At 64.6% G+C, this 20,667-nt stretch carries 23 protein-coding genes and 1 pseudogene; 7 read left to right on the top strand and 17 right to left on the bottom strand.

All coding sequences use genetic code 11. The annotated features are described in order from the left end of the window. Positions 1-13: 13 nt before the first annotated feature. From JQ586_RS23370 to JQ586_RS23395, 6 genes are all read right to left on the bottom strand, one after another. Positions 14-604 carry a glutathione S-transferase family protein gene (locus tag JQ586_RS23370; RefSeq protein ID WP_212396963.1) on the bottom strand — a complete coding sequence of 197 codons (591 nt, stop codon included), beginning with the start codon at positions 602-604 and terminating at the stop codon, positions 14-16. 77 nt (positions 605-681) lie between these two features. Continuing rightward, positions 682-1,509, bottom strand: coding sequence for an outer membrane protein (locus JQ586_RS23375; RefSeq protein WP_212396964.1), 828 nt, complete (start codon positions 1,507-1,509; stop codon positions 682-684). A gap of 195 nt (positions 1,510-1,704) precedes the next feature. Further along, positions 1,705-2,550 (bottom strand): outer membrane protein, encoded by an 846-nt coding sequence (locus tag JQ586_RS23380; RefSeq protein WP_212396965.1) that lies wholly within the window; start codon positions 2,548-2,550, stop codon positions 1,705-1,707. A 304-nt stretch (positions 2,551-2,854) separates the two neighbouring features. Beyond that, positions 2,855-4,111 (bottom strand): MFS transporter, encoded by a 1,257-nt coding sequence (locus tag JQ586_RS23385; RefSeq protein ID WP_212396966.1) that lies wholly within the window; start codon positions 4,109-4,111, stop codon positions 2,855-2,857. A 301-nt stretch (positions 4,112-4,412) separates the two neighbouring features. Continuing rightward, on the bottom strand, positions 4,413-5,756 hold the full coding sequence (gene glmM / locus JQ586_RS23390) for a phosphoglucosamine mutase (RefSeq protein ID WP_212396967.1): 1,344 nt from the start codon (positions 5,754-5,756) through the stop codon (positions 4,413-4,415). Positions 5,757-5,961: 205 nt separating this feature from the next. Beyond that, a complete protein-coding gene (locus JQ586_RS23395; RefSeq protein ID WP_212396968.1) occupies positions 5,962-6,135 on the bottom strand; it encodes a hypothetical protein in 174 nt (57 codons plus the stop codon). A gap of 110 nt (positions 6,136-6,245) precedes the next feature. Here JQ586_RS23395 and JQ586_RS23400 point away from each other — a divergent pair, with 110 nt between their 5' ends. Beyond that, positions 6,246-7,382, top strand: a complete 1,137-nt coding sequence (locus tag JQ586_RS23400) for an alpha-hydroxy acid oxidase (protein ID WP_212396969.1) — start codon at positions 6,246-6,248, stop codon at positions 7,380-7,382. Between the two features lie 71 nt (positions 7,383-7,453). Here JQ586_RS23400 and JQ586_RS23405 read toward each other — a convergent pair whose 3' ends face one another. From JQ586_RS23405 to JQ586_RS23430, 6 genes are all read right to left on the bottom strand, one after another. Then, complete coding sequence (locus JQ586_RS23405) at positions 7,454-8,062, bottom strand: hypothetical protein (protein ID WP_212396970.1); 609 nt, start codon at positions 8,060-8,062, stop codon at positions 7,454-7,456. 162 nt (positions 8,063-8,224) lie between these two features. Then, positions 8,225-8,803, bottom strand: a complete 579-nt coding sequence (locus JQ586_RS23410; RefSeq protein WP_409334527.1) for a hypothetical protein — start codon at positions 8,801-8,803, stop codon at positions 8,225-8,227. A gap of 153 nt (positions 8,804-8,956) precedes the next feature. Next, positions 8,957-9,817: a shikimate dehydrogenase gene (locus tag JQ586_RS23415; RefSeq protein WP_212396972.1), complete on the bottom strand. Its 861-nt coding sequence runs from the start codon at positions 9,815-9,817 to the stop codon at positions 8,957-8,959. A gap of 13 nt (positions 9,818-9,830) precedes the next feature. Further along, the gene (locus JQ586_RS23420; protein WP_212396973.1) at positions 9,831-10,472 is read right to left on the bottom strand and encodes a YoaK family protein; all 642 of its coding nucleotides are present in this window, start codon (positions 10,470-10,472) and stop codon (positions 9,831-9,833) included. A gap of 74 nt (positions 10,473-10,546) precedes the next feature. Next, the gene (locus JQ586_RS23425) at positions 10,547-12,595 is read right to left on the bottom strand and encodes an elongation factor G (RefSeq protein WP_212396974.1); all 2,049 of its coding nucleotides are present in this window, start codon (positions 12,593-12,595) and stop codon (positions 10,547-10,549) included. 170 nt (positions 12,596-12,765) lie between these two features. After that, positions 12,766-12,909, bottom strand: coding sequence for a hypothetical protein (locus tag JQ586_RS23430; RefSeq protein ID WP_212396975.1), 144 nt, complete (start codon positions 12,907-12,909; stop codon positions 12,766-12,768). On the opposite strand from JQ586_RS23430, the pseudogene JQ586_RS40605 reads away from it, so the two are divergent. Further along, positions 12,841-13,131 (top strand): annotated as a pseudogene (locus JQ586_RS40605) (LysR family transcriptional regulator); the annotation flags it as partial. The gene JQ586_RS23430 and the pseudogene JQ586_RS40605 sit on opposite strands and share 69 nt — an antisense overlap. 50 nt (positions 13,132-13,181) lie before the next feature. Here JQ586_RS40605 and JQ586_RS23435 read toward each other — a convergent pair. The 3 genes from JQ586_RS23435 to JQ586_RS23445 form a co-directional block, all read right to left on the bottom strand. Then, complete coding sequence (locus JQ586_RS23435) at positions 13,182-13,667, bottom strand: DUF992 domain-containing protein (RefSeq protein WP_212396976.1); 486 nt, start codon at positions 13,665-13,667, stop codon at positions 13,182-13,184. A gap of 221 nt (positions 13,668-13,888) precedes the next feature. Then, positions 13,889-14,407, bottom strand: coding sequence for a DUF992 domain-containing protein (locus JQ586_RS23440; RefSeq protein ID WP_212396977.1), 519 nt, complete (start codon positions 14,405-14,407; stop codon positions 13,889-13,891). A 273-nt stretch (positions 14,408-14,680) separates the two neighbouring features. After that, a complete protein-coding gene (locus JQ586_RS23445; RefSeq protein ID WP_212396978.1) occupies positions 14,681-15,883 on the bottom strand; it encodes a pyridoxal phosphate-dependent aminotransferase in 1,203 nt (400 codons plus the stop codon). A 738-nt stretch (positions 15,884-16,621) separates the two neighbouring features. On the opposite strand from JQ586_RS23445, the gene JQ586_RS23450 reads away from it, so the two are divergent. The 3 genes from JQ586_RS23450 to JQ586_RS23460 all read left to right on the top strand — a co-directional run bounded on the left by JQ586_RS23450 (position 16,622) and on the right by JQ586_RS23460 (position 17,833). After that, the gene (locus JQ586_RS23450) at positions 16,622-17,275 is read left to right on the top strand and encodes a glutathione S-transferase family protein (RefSeq protein WP_212397011.1); all 654 of its coding nucleotides are present in this window, start codon (positions 16,622-16,624) and stop codon (positions 17,273-17,275) included. 164 nt (positions 17,276-17,439) lie between these two features. Next, entirely contained in the window at positions 17,440-17,631 is a 192-nt protein-coding gene (locus JQ586_RS23455; protein WP_212396979.1) for a hypothetical protein, read from the top strand. Between the two features lie 61 nt (positions 17,632-17,692). Next, the gene (locus JQ586_RS23460) at positions 17,693-17,833 is read left to right on the top strand and encodes a hypothetical protein (RefSeq protein WP_212396980.1); all 141 of its coding nucleotides are present in this window, start codon (positions 17,693-17,695) and stop codon (positions 17,831-17,833) included. 89 nt (positions 17,834-17,922) lie between these two features. Here the strand turns inward: JQ586_RS23460 and JQ586_RS23465 are convergent, their stop codons facing one another. Beyond that, positions 17,923-18,273: a DMT family protein gene (locus tag JQ586_RS23465; protein ID WP_212396981.1), complete on the bottom strand. Its 351-nt coding sequence runs from the start codon at positions 18,271-18,273 to the stop codon at positions 17,923-17,925. 209 nt (positions 18,274-18,482) lie between these two features. On the opposite strand from JQ586_RS23465, the gene JQ586_RS23470 reads away from it, so the two are divergent. Together JQ586_RS23470 and JQ586_RS23475 are read left to right on the top strand one after the other, a co-directional pair. After that, a complete protein-coding gene (locus tag JQ586_RS23470) occupies positions 18,483-19,301 on the top strand; it encodes a PAS-domain containing protein (protein WP_212396982.1) in 819 nt (272 codons plus the stop codon). A 76-nt stretch (positions 19,302-19,377) separates the two neighbouring features. Further along, positions 19,378-19,839 carry a GNAT family N-acetyltransferase gene (locus tag JQ586_RS23475; RefSeq protein ID WP_212396983.1) on the top strand — a complete coding sequence of 154 codons (462 nt, stop codon included), beginning with the start codon at positions 19,378-19,380 and terminating at the stop codon, positions 19,837-19,839. 474 nt (positions 19,840-20,313) lie between these two features. On the opposite strand, the gene JQ586_RS23480 is transcribed toward JQ586_RS23475, so the two are convergent. Further along, a complete protein-coding gene (locus tag JQ586_RS23480; RefSeq protein WP_212397012.1) occupies positions 20,314-20,664 on the bottom strand; it encodes an endonuclease domain-containing protein in 351 nt (116 codons plus the stop codon). Positions 20,665-20,667 lie beyond the last annotated feature (3 nt).

The following is a 20,667-nucleotide window of genomic DNA, read 5'->3' on the forward strand; positions in this document are numbered from 1 at the left end:
GTTCCGTCCCGGCTCACCGCGCAGGCGGCAGGCCGAGCTCCCGTTCGGCGTCGGCAATCCAGCGGCGCACCGCCGGATAGCGGTCGAGATCGAAGCCGCCGTCTCGCGCGACCCGCGTGTAGGCGAGCAGCGAGACGTCGGCGAGCGAGAACGCCTCACCGACCAGGAACCGCGCACCGCCGAGATGCCGCTCGAGGTGATCGAGCGCCACATAGCCGCGCTTCACCAGATTGGGGTCGAGATCGGTGACGGCCTTGCCGAGATACACGGTCTGAAACCGGCAGACCGCGACATAGGGTTCGTGGCTGTTCTGCTCCCAGAACATCCACGCGTCCATCTGCGCGACGCGGTACGCATCAGAGGGGACCAACTCGGTGCCGCGGGAAAGATAGCGGATGATGGCGTTGGACTGGGCGAGCGTGCGGCCGTCGTCCAGCTCCACCGTCGGCACCTGCCCCCAGCCGTTCAACTTGAGGAACTCTGCCGTCCGGCTGCCGCCCTTCATGGTGTCGATCTCGACCCATGTGTAGGGCAGCGCCAGCTTGTCGGACACCCATTTCACCTTCAGGCAATTGCCCGAATTGCTGTCGCCGAAGATTTTCATCCGAACGCGCTCCGATCTTCCGGAGCGGCAGAGGACCAGCGCCGCAACTGGCTGTCAAGAAGATGCGGCGCCGCGGATCAGAACTTGTAGCCGAGACCGAGGCGTACCGTGTTGACGCTGGTGTCGACGACGGTGGTGTAGCGCGCGTATTCCCATTCGGCGCGCATGAACAGGCCGGCCGTCAGGCTCACATCGATGCCGAGCCCGCCGCTGTAGCCGACGATCAGGTTGTTGTGCCGCTCTTCCGTTGCGGTCAGGGGCTGCAGCGGAATGAAAGTGCCGAGGGCCGTGGCGCTGACCGCGTCGTGGACGGTGACGGAGCGCGAAATGTTGGCGTTGCCGAATCCGACTCCGCCGAAGATGTAGGGCAGCAAGCAGCCCCAGGCATAGCCGGCGCGACCACGGAACGTGGCCATGTCGGTGATCTGGATCGATGCGGACGAATCGACGCGCACGTCATGGAAGAAGCTGTCGGTCAGAGCCGTGCCGCTGACCAGTTCCTTGGTCGCGATCGAGGTGCCGCCATAGGTGCCGTGCAGATAGCTCATTTCGGCACCGACGACGACGTCGTCATATTGCCAATTGTAGCCGGCAAAGCCGCCAAAGCCCGTGCCGTGCTGCGATACCTTGCCGAGCCCGAGATTCCAGTTCGCGACATCCATCTGCTGGATCACGTTGTGATCGAGCAGGCCCGCGAGCAGGTTGGCGTTGGTGCCGCCGAAATTCTCGGTGGACGTTCCGTACCCGCCCTGGCCGCCGATATAGAAGCCAGACCAGTTGGTGCTCGATCGGCTCAGCGAGTCGTCGGTGAAGCCGCCGCGCAGAACCGGAAGATCCGGAAGATCGGCCGCGCGTGCGCCGCTCACCGCCCCGAACATCATCGCCGCCAGCAACAACCTACGCATCGCAACGCTCCATCGACCACATCGATCACGCGCTGATCATCGCCTGTTAACCTTAACCAATCGTTGTCGTGCGCGCTTTTTGGCAAGCCCGCGTTGAATTTCCCGCGACACCACGACGCAAAGCAAAACGGCGCGGGATGATCCCGCGCCGTCTGCAATCGTTAACCAATCGAGACTGGAGTTAACCTTTGGAGATCAGCCCTTGCGGATCAGCGGCGGCGGCGGCGGCGGCACGTCGCAGCAGTTCAGGTTCCAGCGCACGCCGAGCTTCACGTCCTGCGAGACGATGTCGCGGAACTGGAAGGTCGAGATACCGGCCGGCGTGCCGTCGAAGAAGTGACCCTGGCCGTGGCCGGCGGTGCCCATGTCGAGATAGCGATAAGCCAGTTCAACCGTGAAGTTGTTGCTGACCCTGTAGGCGACACCGGCATGCGCCGCCCAGGCGAAGTTGGTCTTGGTCGCGCCCTCGGCGATATAGGAGCTGGAGAGGCCCGAGCCGCTCGGGAACGTGGTGACATCGGAGAAGTCAGTCGTCGTGATGCTCGCGGCACCGACACCGGCGCCGATGAACGGAGTCAAGCACCACCAGGTTCCGAGATCGGCGTAGATGTTCGCAAGGGCGACCCAGCTCGAGAAGCCGCCGTGATAAGTATCACCCAGCGGGCTCGGCCCGGGGAACGTGGCGAAGTCGGTGCCGTTGAAGCTGACCTTCGAGCGATATTCACCGGTGATGTCGGCGCGGAACCAATTGTTGAACTGATAGCCGATGCCGATGCCGTAGAGCATGCCGCCGTCGAAGCCGGTGCCGTACTGGTTGAGGACCGTGCCGGCCGGCAGCGTGTCATAAATGTTCGTGTGCAGCTTGGCGGTCTGGTTGGTCATGCCGATGTCGCCGCGCAGATACCAGCCGCCGAAGTCCTGCACCGGCGGAGGCGCATACGCCATCTGGGGCGGCGGCATGATGGGCATGTCGGCAGCAAACGCCGCCGAGGACAGCAAAGTTGCCGCGCCGGCGGCAATCAGAGACTTAACGCTACGCATTGGCTTCGTCCTTTTGGCCGGTGAGGCGAACTCGGAAGCCCCACATTCTGAAACTCACGGCGCGGACGATGGCAGCAAATGCTTAAGCGCCACTTAACCCTAATTTTTAAGGTTGATTTTCTCTGACCCTTTTTTGTGGCCTTCGCTTATAGGTCGATCAACGCGGCGAAACTGCCACACGAAAAATGGCGAAACCGCCACAAACGCTAACGATGTGTTGAGAAACGCGCACAACCGCGGGCGCGCGAGCCACCGCAGCGTCGGCCAATGCTTGACAGAACCACGACCTCGCCGCGCGGAACGCTCAGCGAACGGGTTTCGGCATCCTGGGCAGGAACACTGCGAGCAGGCCGATCGCCGGCAGAAATGCGCAGAGATGGTAGACGAAGGCGATCGAGGTGTGGTCGGCGAGCTTGCCGAGCACGGCGGCGCCGAGGCCGCCGATGCCGAAAGCGACGCCGAAGAACACGCCAGAGATCATGCCGAAGCGATGCGGCATCAGCTCCTGCGCGAACACGATGATCGACGATGTCGCCGACGAGATGATCAGGCCGATGAACACCGTCAGCACCGCACTCGCCAGCAGGCCGGCATAGGGCAGCGCCAGCGTGAACGGCAGCGCGCCGAGGATCGAGAACCAGATCACGTATTTGCGGCCGAAGCGGTCGCCGATCGGTCCGCCGAAGAACGCGCCAGCGGCGTTCGCGGCGAGGAAAATGAACAGATAGAGCTGTGCGGCCTGGGTCGAGACGCCGAACCTGTCGATCAGGTAGAAGATGTAATAGCTCGACAGGCTCGACACGTAGAGCTGCTTGGAGAACAAGAGCGCGACCAGCACGATCAGCGCGATTCTCACGCGCCGATCGTCGGGATGATCGGGGTGCAGCTCGATCGGCGCCGCCTTCTTCGCCGCGATCTGCGGCTTGTACCAGGCACCGATGCGCCACAGGATGACGATGGCGAGGAACGCGATCGAGGAGAACCAGGCGATCGAGGGCTGGCCGAACGGCACCACGATCAGCGCCGCGAGCACTGGCCCCATCGCGGTGCCGAAGCTGCCACCGAGCTGGAACACCGATTGGGCAAAGCCGTAGCGTCCGCCCGAGGCGAGCCGCGCGATCCGCGCAGACTCCGGATGGAACACCGCCGATCCGAGACCGACAAGCGACGCCGCGACCAGGATCATCCCGTAGGCATGCGCGACGCTGAGCAGCAGGAGGCCGAAGAAAGTGAAGCCCATGCCGATCGCGAGCGAGAACGGCTGCGCCTTCTTGTCGGTGACGTGCCCGACCACCGGCTGCAGCAGCGAGGCCGTGAACTGGAACGCCAGCGTGATCATGCCGATCTGCGCGAAGTCGAGCGCGTAATTGTCCTTCAGGATCGGATAGACCGAGGCGATCAGCGACTGCATGGTGTCGTTGAGGAAATGCGAGAAGCTGATGCCGGCGAGCACCACATAGGCCGGTCCCGCGCTGGCCGCTTTCGCTGCCAGCGCGGGCGTCAGCTCGGGCACCAGCACCGGCTCGCCCAGTGCCTCTTCACTCACGACAGGCTTGTTCAAGAGATCATTCCCGGCAACGGATTCGCGCAGATAGCTGTGGTACGACGCGGCGGCGGCGGCGACCAGTCGCGCCAGCCGATGGCAGCGATGCGTTGTGCGGTGCGGGGCAGCAGGTGCGCTGATCTTCTCCCTCTCCCCGCCCTTCGCGGCGGGAAGGTTGGGGTGAGGGCTGCTTCAGAGCAGACAGTAGAAATTGGATTCGTGGAGATCCCCTCACCCGGATCGCATTGCACTTCGCTTCATGCGATCCGGCCTCTCCCCGCGGGCGGGGCGTGGCTGGAGCAGGGTTCGCTCACTGGGCTTACGCCGCGGCCTGGCCGAGCGCGTGGACGATGTTGTCGACGACGTCCTCGACCAGGATGCGGTCGTCACCCTCGCCCATCACGCGGATGACGGGCTCGGTGCCGGAGGCGCGGATCAGCAGGCGGCCGTGGCCGTTGAGACGATTCTCGCCGGCGGTGATCGCGGACTTGACCTCCGCGTCGTCGAGCGGCTTGCCGCTGCGATAGCGCACGTTCTTGAGAATTTGCGGCAGCGGATCAAAACGGCGGCAGACCTCCGAGACCGGGCGGCGCAGCTTCTGCACCACGGCCAGCACCTGCAGCGCGGCCACGAAGCCGTCGCCGGTGGTGGCATAGTCGGACAGGATGATGTGGCCCGATTGTTCGCCGCCGAGATTATAGCCGCCGCTCAGCATCTGCTCGAGCACGTAGCGGTCGCCGACCGGCGTGCGGATGAGCTCCACGCCGTGGCCCTGCAGGAAGCGCTCCAGCCCAAGATTGGACATCACGGTGGCGACGATGCCGGGCTTGGCAAGACGGCCGTCTTCCTTCCAGCTCTGCGCGATCACCGCGAGCAGCTGGTCGCCGTCGACGATGTGGCCGCGCTCGTCGACCAGGATGACGCGGTCGGCATCGCCGTCGAGCGCAATCCCGATATCCGCGCGCATCTCTCGCACCTTGCGCGCCAGCGCTTCCGGCGAGGTGGATCCGCATTCCTTGTTGATGTTGAAGCCGTCGGGTTCGACGCCGATCGGCACGACGTCGGCGCCGAGCTCCCACAGCGCTTCCGGGACCACCTTGTAGGCCGCGCCGTTGGCGCAATCGATCACGACACGCAGGCCGTCGAGCGAGAGATCGCGCGGCAGAGTGCGCTTGGCGAATTCGATGTAGCGGTCGTGGACGCCATCGATGCGGCGGGCGCGGCCGAGGCTCGCGCTCTGCGCCAGGCGGCGATCGAGCGATTCGTCGAGCAGCTGCTCGATCTGCTTCTCGACGTCGTCAGACAGCTTGAAGCCCTGCGGGCCGAACAACTTGATGCCGTTGTCCTCGAACAGATTGTGCGAGGCCGAGATCATGACGCCGAGATCGGCGCGCATCGACTTGGTCAGCATCGCGACCGCCGGTGTCGGCATCGGGCCGAGCAGCAGCACGTCCATGCCGACCGAGGTGAAGCCCGCCACCATGGCGTACTCGATCATGTAGCCGGACAGCCGCGTGTCCTTGCCGATCACGACGCGATGGCGATGATCGCCGCGCTGAAACACCAGGCCCGCGGCCTGCCCGACCTTGAGCGCGAGCTCAGGCGTGATCAGTCCATTGGCGCGGCCCCGAATCCCGTCGGTCCCGAAATATTTGCGGCTCATGTAACCCCCAGCACGGACCTCTCGAACCACCCGGCGAGAAGGTCTTGAATACCCACCATTTTATCGTGCATCGGCCTTATAATCCTTCACACGTGAGAATGACTTCAAAAAATATGATGAATCGTTACTGCCATCTATCCGCCAGGATTGAGGCTAAGTCTTTGTGAAATAAAGGATTACTCCCTGCCGCATGAACCGCCTGCCGTCAGCCATCGCCCTTGCGCCTGACATGGCGGTCGCCCTTGCTCGGCGCCGGCTGGGTTACGTTGACGGGGTCGGAACCGGGAAAGGTCTCTTCGAGCCCCTCTTCCAGGGCATCGTCCAGGCGGCGCTTTTCGGCACTGTCGTCGGGTTTCGGTCTGGAGCCTGATTGCGTCATCGTGCTCTCCATGCATCAGCCGATTTGGCAGGTGGTCCAACCATGCTAGATGACGGCAAGATCTCAAGACCTGCAAGATTTGCGACATACTAGAAGGGCCGGGAACCTCCATGAAGCACATTACCTGCATCGAGGATTTGCGTCAGCTGCACAAGCGCCGTGTGCCGAAGGCGTTTTTCGATTATGCGGATCGCGGTTCCTATACCGAGGACACGCTGCGCGCCAATTCGGAGGACCTGCAGCAGATCAAGTTCCGCCAGCGAATCCTGGTCGACGTCTCCCGGCGCAATCTGTCGACCACGATCCTTGGCGAGCCCGCGGCGATGCCGCTGATCCTGGCGCCGGTCGGCCTGCTCGGCATGCAGCATGGCGACGGTGAGATCTACGCCTGCCGCGCGGCGCAGGCAGCCGGCATTCCCTTCACCCAGAGCACGATGTCGATCTGCTCGATCGAGGACATCGCGGCGTCCGTCGACAAGCCGTTCTGGTTCCAGCTCTACGTCATGAAGGACCGCGGCTTCATCAAATCGCTGATCGAGCGCGCGATCGCGGCGAAGTGCTCGGCGCTGGTGCTGACCGTCGATCTCCAGGTGATCGGGCAACGTCACCAGGACATCAAGAACGGCATGACGGTGCCGCCCGAATGGTCGCTGTCGAAGCTGATCGATTTTGCGACGAAGCCTGCCTGGGTGTCCGGCGTGCTGCAAGGCAAGCGCCGCACGTTCGGCAACATCGCCGGTCACGTGAAGGGCACCGAGGACCTGACCAAGCTGTCGGAATGGACCGCCTCGCAGTTCGACACGTCGCTGAGCTGGAAGGACATCGACTGGATCCGCAGCATCTGGCCTGGCAAGCTGATCCTCAAGGGCATCCTCGACGTCGAGGATGCCGAGCTCGCCGCCAAGACCGGCGCGCAGGCGATCGTGGTCTCCAACCATGGCGGCCGCCAGCTCGACGGCGCGCCGTCGTCGATCGAGGTGCTGCCGGAGATCGCGGATGCGATCGGCTCGCAGATGGAGATCATGTTTGACGGCGGCATCCGCACCGGCATGGACATGATGCGTGCGCTCGCGCTCGGCGCAAAGTCCTGCATGATCGGCCGCGCCTATGCCTACGGGCTGGGGGCCGGCGGCCAGGAAGGGGTCGCGAAGGCGATCGACATTCTGGCCAAGGAGCTCACCACCACGATGGGCCTGTGCGGCGTCAACACCATCGCCGAGATCGACGACCACGTGCTGGCGGTGTGATTGCCGTAGCCCGTAACGGCTGTCGTCCCGGCGAAAGCCGGGACGACGTGTTGAGAGAGACCGCGTGAACATCACATCGGCGGCGTGATCCCGTCGCGGCCGACGTTGACGCGATTGGCTTCCAGCGTGCCGTCGTCCTTCTTCTGTGCGCCGAAAATGATGATCTTGGCACCCGGCTTGAGCTCGGACTTGTCGCCGGCGACGAAGGTGACAACGGGCGTGCCCGGCGGCACCACGACCTTCTTCTCGCCGTCCTTGTACTTCACGAGGATTTTCTGACCGTCGGCGCTCGCCACTGTCTCTGCCACGGTGGCGTTGGTCATGGTCGAGTTGGGGCGCAGGTCCCAGGGACGAAAGCCTTCGGCGGCACCGCGCTGGTTCTCCGGGAAGATGTGAACCGCGATCGCCTTCTGCGTTCCGTCCGGCTCCGGCATCGCCGTGATGCCGATATAGGAGCCCGGCTTGATCTCCGACAAATCGGTCTTGGCGACGCCGAACACCGCGACGTTGTCCGTCGTGCGCACCTTCATGTCGGTGCCGTCACGCGACTTGATCGAAAGCAGCGGGCCGTCGACCGCCTCGATGGTGCCGCGGATGCGCACCGCCGGCGGCTGCTGCGCGGATGCAATCGAGACGAGGGCAGTGGCGAACAGCGCCGCGAGCAAGGGCGATTTCAGCATGATGGTTCTCCCGGAGATTGGCTGGCGGAGTCAGGAACACCGAGCGGCGGGCACTATTCCGCAGTTTCCTAGCCCGGATGGAGCGAAGCGCAATCCGGGACGGTCCCTCAACGGAAAGATTCCCGGATTTCGCTTCGCCCCATCCGGGGTACGAAGCAAGCCTCACATCGGCGGCGTCAGGCCGTCGCGGCCGACGCTGACGCGATCGGTTTCCAAGGAGCCGTCCGGCAGCTTCTTCATGAAGGCGATGATTTTGGCGCCCGCCTTCAGTTCGGACTTGTCGGCGCTAACGTAGGTCACGACCGGCGTATCCGGCGAGACCAGCACCGTCTTCTCGCCGTCCTTGTACTTGACGCGCAGCGTGTGACCGTCATTGCCGACAACGGATTCGGCGACGGTGGCGTTGGTCATGCTGCTGTTGGGCTTGAGATCATAGGGCCGCGAGCCCTCGCCCGTACCGCGCATGTTCTCGGGGAAGACATGCACCTCGATCGCCTTCGGCACGCCGTCCGGCCCCGGAACCGTGGTAGTGCCGATGAAGGAACCGACCTTGATCTCCGACAGCGCGATCCTGGTGAGGCCGAGCACAACCATATTGCCGGTCATGTGAAGCCTGACATCTTCACCGCTGCGCGACTTGACTGAAAGCGTATCGCCGTCGACGCCTTCGACGGTTCCGCGCACCCGCGTCGGCGTCGGCGGCTGCTGTGCGATCGCGTAGAGCGTCGAAGCCGTCACCATCGCAAGCGCAATGAACGGACGAACGAATTGGGCAGGACGGAACGGCATGGGGGAACTCCAGGAGGGGCAGTTGACCTAACATCTGACCCCGGCTCCGAGATGCTATTCCCGCCTCAAGTCTTTGTGTCCCGCCTCAAGTCTTTGTGTCCCGCCTCAAGTCTTTGTGAGATCGGCCTCCACCAGCGCACGCAATTCCGGCGTGACCTGCGGGCGCTGCCCGAACCACAATTCGAATCCGCGCACCGCCTGGTGCAGAAGCATGCCGAGTCCGTCGGCGATCTTAAGCCCGCGCCTCTCGGCGGCCGCAAGCAAAGGTGTCACCAGCGGCACATAGACAAGATCGGAAACAACGGCGCCTTGCGGCAACAAGCCGACGTCGATTTCGAGCGCCGGCTGGCCCTGCATACCGAGCGAGGTGGTGTTCACCAACAGGCCGGCGCGCGGCAGCAATGCGGGGACGTCGTCCCATGTCGCAGGGTGAACACGGGCGCCGAACTGATCGGCCAGCGCGCGGGCGCGGTCGATGGTGCGGTTGACCAGATGCACCCGCGCGATGCCGCGCTCGACCAGGCCGAACACCACCGCCCGCGCCGAGCCGCCGGCGCCGAGCACCAGCGCGTCCTCGGCCTGGTCCCAGCCGGGCGCGCAGGCGTCGAGATTGTTGATGAAGCCCTCGACGTCGGTGTTGGTCGAGCGCAATTCACCATCGGCGAACCACAGCGTGTTCGCTGCGCCGACGGCGCGGGCGCGATCGTCCGGCGTCGACAGCGCCAGCGCGCGCTCCTTGTGGGGGATGGTGACGTTGGCGCCGACGAAGCCGCGCAGCGACAGCCGAAACAGGAAATCCTTGAAATCATCCGGCGGCACCGCCTCGATGACATAGCCGCCCTCGATGCCGAGCATGCGCAGCCAGTAATGGTGGATCAGCGGCGAGCGGGAATGCGCCGCCGGCCAGCCGATCAGGCACGCGGCGCGGGTTTTGGTCGAGGATGTCATGGCGGTGACATCGGCCATGGCACAAGCGCTGTCAATCCGTCCGCTTCGCGGTTGCGGCAACCAGTACGCTCAAGGCGAGCGCCGTGCCGGCGGCAAACCAGACCGCGGCGAGGTTGATCCAGCGGTAGGCCAGCGCGCCGCCGAGCGCGCCCAGGACCAGCGCCGCCCACAGCAACAGGTTCGGCAGCCAGGCCCAGCGCGCGCCGCCGGTCAGCGCAGCTGCGATGAGCTGGCCGACCTTCACCAGCGCGCCGGTGACATAGGTCAGGCCGAGGCCTGCGCCGCCGTCGATCTGAAACACTGCGTTCTCGAGCCCCATCGCCAGCACAATCGCGGCAACCGCGAGGGTCGGCGCGCCGAACGCATAGGCCAGCGCCGCGGCCGCGAGCAGCAGCGCCTCGGCGAGCAGGACCAGCGGCTGCCGATACGCGATGCGGCTCAGCACGATCAGGCTGCCGGCCGCGGCGCCTGCAACGAACAGCAAGATCAGGGCCAATGCCTCGAGCGCATGCTCCCAGTGCGCCTCGGCCAGGGTCACGCCGAGCCGCGTCGAGTTGCCGCTCATGAAGGAGACGAACAGGCCGCCGAGTTGCAGATAGCCGATGGCGTCGACATAGCCGGCCAGCGCGCTCAGTGCGCAGGCCAGCGCCAGGTTGCGGCGGGATTCGAGCATGATGTTCGGAAGTCGCCAATGCAGTCATTCCGGGACGATGCGACAGCATCGGACCCGGAATGACGATGCCAAAATCACGCCGCGTCGCGATGCGCGGCGATGATCTGGTCGGCGGCGCGGCCGGTCACTTCGGCCATGCGGTCGAACTGGCGGGTGAAACTGCCGGCGCCGGCGGTGGCCGAACGCAGTTCCACGATCAGGTCGCCGATTTCGGCCTCCGGCATCGTGGCACGGACGCAGTCCCAGCCGCTCCAGCCCTCGCGGGTGTCGAAGCCGAGGATCTGGCCGCGGCGCGCCGACAGGATCGCGTTGATCTTGGCGGTCGCCTCCGTCGGGCAGACGATCTCGACCAGATGAATCGGCTCCAGCAGCACCGGCTGGCATTGCGGCAATCCCTCGCTGACCCCGATCCGCGCCGCGGTGCGGAAGGCGAGGTCGGAGGAATCGACGCTGTGATAGGAGCCGTCCGTCAGCGTGACGTCGACGTCTATGACGGGGAAGCCGAGTGGCCCGCGCGCGAGAGCGTCGACGACGCCCTCCTCGACCGCGCCGATATAGTTGCGCGGCACTGCACCGCCGACCACCTTCTCGTGGAATTCGAAGCCGGTCCCGCGCGGCTTCGGCTTGATGTCGAGCACGACGTCGCCGAACTGGCCGTGGCCGCCGGACTGCTTCTTGTGCCGGCCGCGCTGCGTGATCGACTTGCGGATGGTCTCCTGGTAGCCGATCGCGGGCGGGTGCGCCTTGACGTTGACGCCGAAGCGATCCTTCAGCCGCTCCTGCGCGACGCGAAGATGCATCTCGCCCTGCCCCCACAGCACTGTGTCGTGGGTGCGCGGATTCTGGATCATCGTCAGCGAGGGATCCTCCTCGTTCAGCCTGAGCAGCGCCTGGCCGAGCTTGACGTCGTCCTTGCGGTCGGTGGCCGCAATCGAGATCGACAACACCGGCGAGGTCGGCTCGACCTTCACCAGCGAGCCAGGTGCGGTCTTGCCGCTCGAGAGCGTCTCGCCGGTCTTGACCGCATCGAGCTTGCCGAGCGCGACGGCGTCGCCGGCCTCCGCCGACGGCCGCTTGCTGTCATGCCCGCCCGAGACCGACAGGATGCCGGAGACCCGCCCGCTCTCGCCGGACGACGACTGCAGCGTCGCGCCGTCGTCGAGACGGCCGGCCAGCACGCGTGCCAGCGACAGCTTGCCGCCGTGCTGCAGATGCATGGTCTTGAACACATAGGCCAGTGCGTCCTTCTGGTCCGCCACGCCGAGCCGCCGGGCGGTCTCCGCGACGCCGGGCGCCTCGTGGCGCAGCGCCTTCATCAGCCTGAGCACGCCGTTCTCGCGGCATGCGGCGCCGAGCAGCACCGGGCAGATCAGCCCTTCGCGCAGCTCACGGGCGAGATCGTCGAACACAGCATCGCGCGGCGGCTGGATGTCTTCGAGCAGCTGCTCCATCAGCGCGTCGTCATGGTCGGCAAGCTTCTCCAGCATCGAGAAGCGCGCTTCCTTCTCGCGGTCGAGATCGCCGCCCACGAGCGAGATGACCTCCGACGGCTTGTGCTCGCGATAGACGAAGGCGCGCTCCAGCGCGAGATCGACGAAGCCTTCGATCAGATCGCCGTTCCAGATCGGGATCTGGCGCAGCACCAGCGGCACGCGCGAGGCCGGCTGCAGGGTCGCGAGCGTCTCCCGGATGCGCTTGTTGGCGCGATCGATCTTGTTCAGGAACAGGAAACGGGGAATGCCGAGATCCTCGAGCTCGCGCAGGATGATCTGGAGCTGCGGCAGCTTCTTCTCATCGGCCTCGCAGACCACGACCGCGGCGTCGACCGCCGGCAACGCGGCACGCATATCGTGCGCGAATTCGATCGAACCGGGACAATCGATGAAAGTGTAGCTGTCGCCCATGAAGGAGGTGGTGGCGGCGGTGAGGCCGACGCCCATCTTGTGCTGGCGCGCCTCGGGGCTGCTATCGCCGACGGAGGTTCCGGCATCGACGCTGCCGGCTGACTTGATGGCGCCCGTGCGCGCCATGATCGCTTCCAGAAGTGTGGTTTTACCGCTTTGGAAAGGGCCCACCAGTGCAATGCACCGTGGACCTCGGGGACTTCTGACGTCTTGTCCCATTGCCGCCTCCTCGTTTTGGAGCTCGGCCCATGATTGGGTCGGCGACCATTCATGCTCTGCCTGCGTCAGCCGTTTGGCAAGCGGGAAAACGTCGCTGCGGTGCGGCGTCGCGCAACCTCGGCACGGGTGGCGAACATGATCGATCAGCAGGTGTCATGCTGTTCTCCATATCATCGCTGCAGGAATTTCATCGGGATGCCGCCGCCAGACGTTGCCGACGCCACCGTCGACGACATGTCGGAGCCCGTCATGAACGAGCTCTCGTCCGAGGCGAGGAAGAGCGCCGCCGCGGTGAGTTCCTCGGGGTGAACCACTCCACCGTATTGCGACGTGTGCCCAATTGGAGGAACGGTTGGCGCGCACAGTTCGAGAAGCTGCCGACGGGCTATCGACTGACGGATGCGGGCGAAGAGGTCCTCGGATTCGCAGTCCGGATGGAAGCATCGTCGACCCAGCTTGAGACGCGCGTGTTCGGACGCGACCAGGGCGTACTACGCGCCGCTGCTCGCGGGACTATCCAAATCCCGCGAGTGACGGCGACGGACGATGCGCCGACGAACTGCCGGTCGACGAAGGCTATGCCGGCTCAGCGGCCCGGACGCAGTTCGAGGGCTTCGAGGCCGGCGGCGACGTTGATGCCGACCTGGCCCTGCACGCTCATCGGCTGCAGCGCGATCGTGTTGTTGGAGCCGCCGACCAGCACATTGCCGCCGACACCGACACCCAGCGTCGCGCTGCCCTGCGCGCCGGCATAGTCACCGGCCAGGTCGCCCGGCCCGAGCCGTGACACCGGCGCCCACACGCCCCAGGCCAATGCCGATTCCTGCGTGATGCCGAGGTCGATGCCGACCTTGCGGATGGTAGCGATGTAGCGATCCTCCGGCTGGCCGTCGATGCGCAGCACGCAGCCGAGATTGGTCACGGAGCCGACGATGAAGCCGATGCTTGCGCCGCCGCGGCATTCCAGCACGCCGACCTGAACGCGTTGCATCGGCTGTTGCGCCTGGCTGCCGGAAATCGAGGCAGCCAGCGCGACGAGTGCAGCACCGGCAAGGAGGATGAAGCGACGCATGAAGGGAATCTCCGGCTGAAAGGCGTGATGCGAGCAGAGAGCGAAACGGGCGCGGTGCCCGGGGGCACCCGGCTTCCTATGCCATAACATCGTACTCCGTGCCAGATTTGGGCGGCACAAGCTGCGATTGTTACGGGATGTGGCCCGCGCGACATTGCCACATACAGGCACAAAAAAGGGGCCCGCTGTTGCGGGCCCCTTTGAGCTTCACACCCTGTCACTCAGTGATGATGGTGATGGTGGCGGTGATAGTGCCGGCGCGGACCGCCGACGTGGACCGGTTCGAGGTCGATCCCGGCGATGCCGGCCGCGACGTTGAGGCCGGTCTGGCCCTGCACGCTGATCGGCTGCAGCGCATAGGCATTGTTCGGGCCGCCGAACAGGAAGTTGCCGCCGGCGCCAAGGCCGACCGAGGCGTTAACGCCGACGCCGCCGTAGCTGCCGGCGAGAGAACCGCGCGCAACCTGCGTGGTCGGCGCGCTCACCGCCCAGGCGAGCTGGGTCTGCGCGGTGACGCCGAGGTCGAGGCCGATACGCTTCACGGTCGCAAGATACGGCTCGGGCCGGCGGTTACCGCTCTGGAATACGCACTCAAGCTGGGTGACGGAGCCGACGACGAAGCCGACATTCTGCCCGCCCTGGCATTCCAGGACGCCGGCCTGGACCGGGGGCATCGCGTTGGCGCTGGCGACGGGCGCCAGCAGCGCGAGCGCAGCAAGAGTGAGTGTCGAAAGTCGCATAGGTCTGTCTCCGCAGGTGAACTGAATTTGCGCGGCGGACAGAAGGGAAGCGTCGTGTCCAAAACAAGGCAGCACGCAAAGAGGCCGTAAAAACTTCCTGCGTGTGGCATCAGAACGCGCGCACATCGCGAAGAGGTGAGCGCGAAGTGATTTGACATGCCGGTTTTACTGGTGCCTGCGATCTCGACGAAAAGGAAATACGAACAGGAAGAGATACGAAAAGAAAAAGGCTCCCGCACGCGGTGCAGGAGCCTCTTCGCAGTGTGACAGTGCCTAGCGCAGGTTGCCGCAGAAGCGCTGGATGCGCTTGCACGCTTCCTCGAGGTCGGAGGTCTTGGTGGCGTAGGAGATGCGGAATGCCGGTCCGAGCCCGAACGCGGATCCCTGCACCACGGCAACGCCCTCGCTCTCGAGCAGCTCGGTGACGAAGTCCTCGTCGTTGGAGAGCACCTTGCCCGACGGCGCCTTCTTGCCGATCGTGCCGGCACAGGACGGATAGACGTAGAACGCGCCTTCGGGCCGCGGGCACTCGATGCCGGTCGCCTGGTTGAGCATCGCCACCACGAGGTCACGGCGTTCCTTGAACACCTTGTTGTTCGCGGGGATGAACTCCTGCGGACCGTTGAGCGCCTCGACCGAGGCCCACTGCGCGATCGACGACGGGTTTGAGGTCGACTGCGACTGGATCGTCGCCATCGCCTTGATCAGCTGTGCCGGGCCGCCGGCATAGCCGATGCGCCAGCCGGTCATGCAATAGGCCTTCGACACGCCGTTCACGGTGAGCGTGCGATCATAGAGCGCCGGCTCGACCTGTGCTGCGGTGGTGAAGACGAAGTCGTCATAGACCAGGTGCTCGTACATGTCGTCGGTCATCACCCAGACATGGGGATGCTTGACCAGCACGTCGGTGAGCGCCTTCAGCTCGCGCTTCGTATAGGCCGAGCCGGTCGGGTTCGACGGCGAGCAAAGGATGACCCACTTGGTCTTCGGCGTGATCGCCTTCTCCAGATCCTCCGGGCGCAGCTTGAAGCCGGTCGAGGCCGGGCACACCACTGCGACCGGCTCGCCGCCGGCGAGCGCCACCATCTCGGGATAGCTCACCCAGTACGGCGCCGGGATGATCACCTCGTCTCCCGGATTGATGGTTGCCATCAGGGCATTGTAGAGCACCTGCTTGCCACCGGTGCCGACGATGACCTGGTTTGGCTTGTAGGTCAGGCCGTTCTCACGCTGGAATTTGCTGATGATGGCTTCCTTCAGCTCCGGAATGCCGCCGACATCGGTGTACTTGGTCTTGCCGGCTTCGATCGCGCGGATCGCCGCCAGCTTGATGTTGGCGGGCGTGTCGAAGTCAGGCTCGCCGGCGCCGAGGCCGATGACGTTGCGGCCCGCGGCTTTCAGCGCGCGTGCTTTGTCCGTGACCGCGATCGTCGCGGACGGCTTCACACGGTCGAGCGCAGCGGACAGGAAGGCCATAATCATCTCCTGGCAAACGTCGTGAGCCGGTGGCCACGACTTGATTTGAATGGGATCGACGCACCCTAGGCCTGTCGCCGCTGCATCGCAAGAAACTTCGCGGCAAGGCCCGAAACTTTCGCGCGATCGCTCGTGACGCGCGCAACATTCCGCAAGTTCCGCGGCCAAATCGCTCATATCCGGCAAGCCGCGCACGGGCACATGGACGAGGCTTGCAGGCGTGCGCTCCAGCGCAAATTGCTCCGAGGACAATTCTCATGCGCGTTGGCCACGTCGTGATCGATTCTTCCTACGCCCCGCTTGCGGGGAGAGGTCGGATCGCATCGAAGATGCAATCCGGGTGAAGGTACGGGTCTCACCACGTTCGGAGGTCGCGGAGACAGCCCCTCACCCCAACCCTCTCCCCGTGAAGGACGGGGAGAGGGAGACGAGAGAGGATTTGCAATCAGAAACGTCCGCGAATCACCACGCCCTGAGCGCGCTAATATTTGCGACCACAACTCTGCCCGAGTTAACCTCGCAGGATGCCCGACGTGAGTCGCGCAGGCGTGATCCGAATTGTTAGGACGTGTTGATGGAATCGTTCTGCGCGCGTGCAGTGCGGTAGAAGCTTCGACTTTTTCTATCGTTCAGGCCTTGCGACGCTGCCGCATCGGCATCATTGTCTACGCGCATTGCGGTGTGACAGGCCGCGCAGTCTTCAGCGTTCCGTCTTCAGATCGAGTGAACCCCGACGCAATGTACAAGCTCTATTCGATGCAGCGCTCCGGCAACAGCTACAAGGCTCGCCTGGCACTGGCCTTGCTGAAGACGCCCTACGAAGCGGTGGAGATCGACATCCTGCGCGGCGAGAGCCGCACGCCGGAATTCCTCGCCAAGAATCCGAGCGGCCAGGTGCCGCTGCTCGAAGTCGACGACGGCCGCTACCTCGCCGAGTCCAACGCCATCCTCTGGTTCGTCGCGGTCGGCACGCCGCTGGCTCCGGAATCCCGGATCGAGCGCGCCGAGGCGCTGCAATGGATGTTCTTCGAGCAGCACGCGCTGGAGCCGAACATCGGCGCCGCCTATTTCTGGCTGTCGCTGGTCAGGGGCGGGCGCGACCTGCAGACGCATGCGCTGGAAGACTGGATGGAGCGCGGCTACGCGGCACTCCAGGTGATGGAAAATCATCTCAAGAATCACGCCTATTTCGCCGCCGACCAGTTCACGGTCGCCGACATCGCCCTGTACGGCTACACCCATGTCGCCGAACGCTGCGACTTCGACCTCTCGACCTTTCCTGCGATCCGCAACTGGCTTCGGCGCGTCGAACAGACCCCCGGGTTCGTGACCATGGACTGGCAGCCGGGAGCCGAGATCGAGGCGCCAACGCGCGTCGCCGCCGGTGCCTGAACAGCGGGGATAGCGGGAAAACCGCTCAAATAGCGGGCAAAAGCTCGTTCGCCGCCGCGGTTTCGCCATTTTCGAGGCAATCGCCGCCGCAATCTTGCCGGCGACGTCTCGCACATTTCGCCGAAGTCGCGGGTGATTCGCCCGCAGCTCGAGGGATTTGGACCATGAAACGGTCGTACGGCACGGCAGGCTTCCAGGGCCGCCCTGCCCCCGTGGCATCGCCCCGGCTGACACATGCGATCGCAGCCTCGCTCGCGATTAGCGCACTGACGCTGTGTCTCGTCGTCACGCTGACGGTGCTGTCGAGCAAGGTCACCATGGCCGATCTCACGATGGCGACGACGATCGTGACATAGCTCGGCATTTTCCGGTTGGCACCTTGGCGCGACAGGCGCGGTGGAGACAGCGCGGCTCGACATGATGAAGACACCCGTCGGACTTGTGACCGTGACGTTGACGGTGGCGATCCTGCTTGCGGCATCGCTCCTGATCGTGACCGGCACGCAGGGCGAGGACCGCGCGCATCCGATGCGCATCATGACGCCTGCCGCCAGGTAGGCGTCACCCAGAAAATGATCGAGCAGCGACGGAAGCCCGCCTCTCCTTGGAATTCTCTCCTGGAGTTCTCCTGAGCGGGCGCGCGGCTGTCACCATTTGTGGAAGACGAAGAACGCGCCGGCCGCGATGAAGGCAAAGCCCAGCGCGTGATTCCAGCCCAGCGGCTCCTTCAGGTAGAGCACCGAGAAGGCCGCGAACACCACCAGCGTGATCACCTCCTGCATGGTCTTGAGCTGCGCCGCCGAATAGACCGCGCTGCCCCAGCGATTGGCCGGCACCGCCAGCCAGTATTCGAAGAAGGCGATGCCCCAGCTCACCATGATCACGATGGGAAGCGGATGAGCCTTGAACTTGAGATGGCCGTACCATGCGAAGGTCATGAAGACGTTCGAGGCAAACAACATCAGGACCGGCAGCAGCGACGGCGAAATGGCGGGCATCGATGTCCCTCTTGCAAGCGGGCACGCGGTAACCCGCGCGACCGGAACTCGGTTCCATGCCCGTGCATAACATTTGATTCGAATGCGATGAAACCTCTCGCGGCCGCGGCAGGGCCGCCTTAACGGTGGGAACGAAAATGCCGCCGGTGTTGCAGGCCTGTCGTCAGACTGAGGCCCTATTGTTTGTTCGGCAAGCAACGGGAACGGGCATGCGTTTCGACTGGCGTGCAATTTCAGGTCCGGCACTGACGGCCATCACCGCCGTGAGTGCCTTCCTCATCGACCGTTATGTCATCACCGTGCCCAATCCGGCACCGCTGTTCGTCTGCATCGTGGCGCTCGCGAGCTCGACGAGCGGCATCACTTCCGGGCTGATCAGCGCCGCCATCGCGGTGGTCGCCTCGGCGCTGTTCTTCCTCGATCACCGCGCGCTGCCCGGTTACGACGTCTCGGACATTTCGCGGATGCTGATGCTTGCCGCAACCGCCGCCGGCACTGCCGTCATCACCGGGCTGCTGCGGCAAAAATGGATCGAGGCCTTTGCCTCCGAGCAGGAGCAGCACACGACCGCGACGCGGCTCGCCGCAGCGCTCGACCAGGTCGACATCGGCATCGTGCTGCTCGATTCCGATACCCGCGCCGAATTCATCAACCGCGCCTTCCGCGAATATTTCGCGCTTTCCGACGCGCAGGCCGACGCAAAGCCGCCTTTCATCGCGCTGATGTATCACGGCCGCGACACCGGCGCGTGGGAGTTGCCCGAGGACGAACTCGGCGCCTTCATCGCCGAGCGCACCGAGCGGATGCGCGCGGGCGATTCCACGCCGATCAACCTCAACCTCGCCGACGGCGAGGTGCTGCGCTTCAGCTGCACCGCGCTGCCTGACGGCGGCCGGATGCTGAGCTACACGCCGGTTACGGACCTCGTGCGCGCAACCGACGATCCCGACAAGGCCGACTATTATCGCTCGCTGCGCGGCAGCGGTGGCGAGCACAGCCCGGCGCGGCATCTGCGCGCGGCCGAGTGACTGGCATCCCCGGCAATTGATCCCGTGCGACCGCGACGATAGAACGTCGCAAACATCTTCCGCACGGGGATCCCTCATGCCCGACGACATCACCATCCGCTTCGTCACCCGGCAGGATTACGCGCAGTGGCTTCCCTTGTGGGACGGCTACAATGCGTTCTACGGGCGCTCGGGGCCGACCGCGCTCGCGCCCGAGATCACCGCGGTGACGTGGCAGCGCTTCTTCGATGCCTATGAGCCTGTCCACGCGCTGGTCGCCGATCAGGGCGGCCGGCTTCTCGGCCTGACGCACTATCTGTATCACCGCTCGACCACGATGATCGAGCCGAACTGCTATTTGCAGGATCTTTTCACCAATGAAGCCGCGCGCGGCAAGGGCGTCGGCCGCGCGCTGATCAACGGCGTCTATGCGCAGGCGAAGCTTGCAGGAGCGTCGCGGGTCTACTGGCAGACCCACGAGACCAACCACACCGCGATGCAGCTCTATGACAAGGTCGCGGAGAAGCCGGGCTTCGTCATCTACCGCAAGATGTTCTGAGCCGGTCGTGAATTACGCAGGTGTCACCGCCGCGTTACAAACCCCGGCTAGGCTTCGCCTCGCGCAAGATCAGGCCCCCCGTCTCAGATCTTCGCCCCCGAGCGGTCCCCGTCAGTCGCCGCGTCTGACCGGGACCGCTTTTTTTTGCGTCACTCTATCCGCCCCCTCTCCCCGCTCTTGTGGGGTGAGGGGCTGCCTCCACGAGTTCTGAACGCAGTGAGACCTGTACCCCCTCACCCGGATCGCATCCGACGATGCGATCCGACCTCTCCCGGCAAGCGGGGCGAGGTTAGGGAAGATCGACAGATATCGTCGGGCCAGCAGCGCTTTCTCGCTCCCTCCCCCCGTTCTTCACGGGGAGAGGGTCGGGGTGAGGGGCCGCTTCCACGAGTTCTCAACACAGTGAGGCCTGTACCCCCTCACCCGGATCGCATCGACGATGCGATCCGACCTCTCCCCGCAAGCGGGGCGAGGTTAGGGGAGACTGCTCAGTTCAGTCTGAATTGCGATCAACACCCCGTCGATATTGCCGAGCACGTCGTTGTTCCAGAAGCGAAGCACGCGATACCCCTCGCTGACCAGATAGCGATCGCGGTCGGCGTCCGCAGCCGACTCGGCGTGCTGTCTGCCATCGACCTCGACAACGACCTGCATCTCGCGGCAGACGAAATCACAGATGCAAGTCCCGATCGGGACCTGACGGGCGAATTTGTGGCCGTCGATCTGGCGGTTGCGAATACGATTCCATTGGACGTTTTCCGCGTCCGTCTGATCGACGCGCAGCCGTCGCGCAATTCGGATCGTCTTCGGATTGCCGCCACGCATCGT

Origin of the sequence: Bradyrhizobium jicamae, assembly GCF_018130215.1 — a bacterium.
Lineage (GTDB): Bacteria > Pseudomonadota > Alphaproteobacteria > Rhizobiales > Xanthobacteraceae > Bradyrhizobium > Bradyrhizobium jicamae_A.

What these genes read in the sequence shown, in the direction of transcription:
- JQ586_RS23370 (WP_212396963.1), bottom strand. Translation starts at nt 604, where the DNA reads ATGAAAATCTTCGGCGACAGCAATTCGGGCAATTGCCTGAAGGTGAAA.
- JQ586_RS23375 (WP_212396964.1), bottom strand. Translation starts at nt 1,509, where the DNA reads ATGCGTAGGTTGTTGCTGGCGGCGATGATGTTCGGGGCGGTGAGCGGC.
- JQ586_RS23380 (WP_212396965.1), bottom strand. Translation starts at nt 2,550, where the DNA reads ATGCGTAGCGTTAAGTCTCTGATTGCCGCCGGCGCGGCAACTTTGCTG.
- glmM (WP_212396967.1), bottom strand. Translation starts at nt 5,756, where the DNA reads ATGAGCCGCAAATATTTCGGGACCGACGGGATTCGGGGCCGCGCCAAT.
- JQ586_RS23395 (WP_212396968.1), bottom strand. Translation starts at nt 6,135, where the DNA reads ATGACGCAATCAGGCTCCAGACCGAAACCCGACGACAGTGCCGAAAAG.
- JQ586_RS23400 (WP_212396969.1), top strand. Translation starts at nt 6,246, where the DNA reads ATGAAGCACATTACCTGCATCGAGGATTTGCGTCAGCTGCACAAGCGC.
- JQ586_RS23405 (WP_212396970.1), bottom strand. Translation starts at nt 8,062, where the DNA reads ATGCTGAAATCGCCCTTGCTCGCGGCGCTGTTCGCCACTGCCCTCGTC.
- JQ586_RS23410 (WP_409334527.1), bottom strand. Translation starts at nt 8,803, where the DNA reads ATGGTGACGGCTTCGACGCTCTACGCGATCGCACAGCAGCCGCCGACG.
- JQ586_RS23415 (WP_212396972.1), bottom strand. Translation starts at nt 9,817, where the DNA reads ATGGCCGATGTCACCGCCATGACATCCTCGACCAAAACCCGCGCCGCG.
- JQ586_RS23420 (WP_212396973.1), bottom strand. Translation starts at nt 10,472, where the DNA reads ATGCTCGAATCCCGCCGCAACCTGGCGCTGGCCTGCGCACTGAGCGCG.
- JQ586_RS23425 (WP_212396974.1), bottom strand. Translation starts at nt 12,595, where the DNA reads ATGGGACAAGACGTCAGAAGTCCCCGAGGTCCACGGTGCATTGCACTG.
- JQ586_RS23435 (WP_212396976.1), bottom strand. Translation starts at nt 13,667, where the DNA reads ATGCGTCGCTTCATCCTCCTTGCCGGTGCTGCACTCGTCGCGCTGGCT.
- JQ586_RS23440 (WP_212396977.1), bottom strand. Translation starts at nt 14,407, where the DNA reads ATGCGACTTTCGACACTCACTCTTGCTGCGCTCGCGCTGCTGGCGCCC.
- JQ586_RS23445 (WP_212396978.1), bottom strand. Translation starts at nt 15,883, where the DNA reads ATGGCCTTCCTGTCCGCTGCGCTCGACCGTGTGAAGCCGTCCGCGACG.
- JQ586_RS23450 (WP_212397011.1), top strand. Translation starts at nt 16,622, where the DNA reads ATGTACAAGCTCTATTCGATGCAGCGCTCCGGCAACAGCTACAAGGCT.
- JQ586_RS23455 (WP_212396979.1), top strand. Translation starts at nt 17,440, where the DNA reads ATGAAACGGTCGTACGGCACGGCAGGCTTCCAGGGCCGCCCTGCCCCC.
- JQ586_RS23460 (WP_212396980.1), top strand. Translation starts at nt 17,693, where the DNA reads ATGATGAAGACACCCGTCGGACTTGTGACCGTGACGTTGACGGTGGCG.
- JQ586_RS23465 (WP_212396981.1), bottom strand. Translation starts at nt 18,273, where the DNA reads ATGCCCGCCATTTCGCCGTCGCTGCTGCCGGTCCTGATGTTGTTTGCC.
- JQ586_RS23470 (WP_212396982.1), top strand. Translation starts at nt 18,483, where the DNA reads ATGCGTTTCGACTGGCGTGCAATTTCAGGTCCGGCACTGACGGCCATC.
- JQ586_RS23475 (WP_212396983.1), top strand. Translation starts at nt 19,378, where the DNA reads ATGCCCGACGACATCACCATCCGCTTCGTCACCCGGCAGGATTACGCG.
- JQ586_RS23480 (WP_212397012.1), bottom strand. Translation starts at nt 20,664, where the DNA reads ATGCGTGGCGGCAATCCGAAGACGATCCGAATTGCGCGACGGCTGCGC.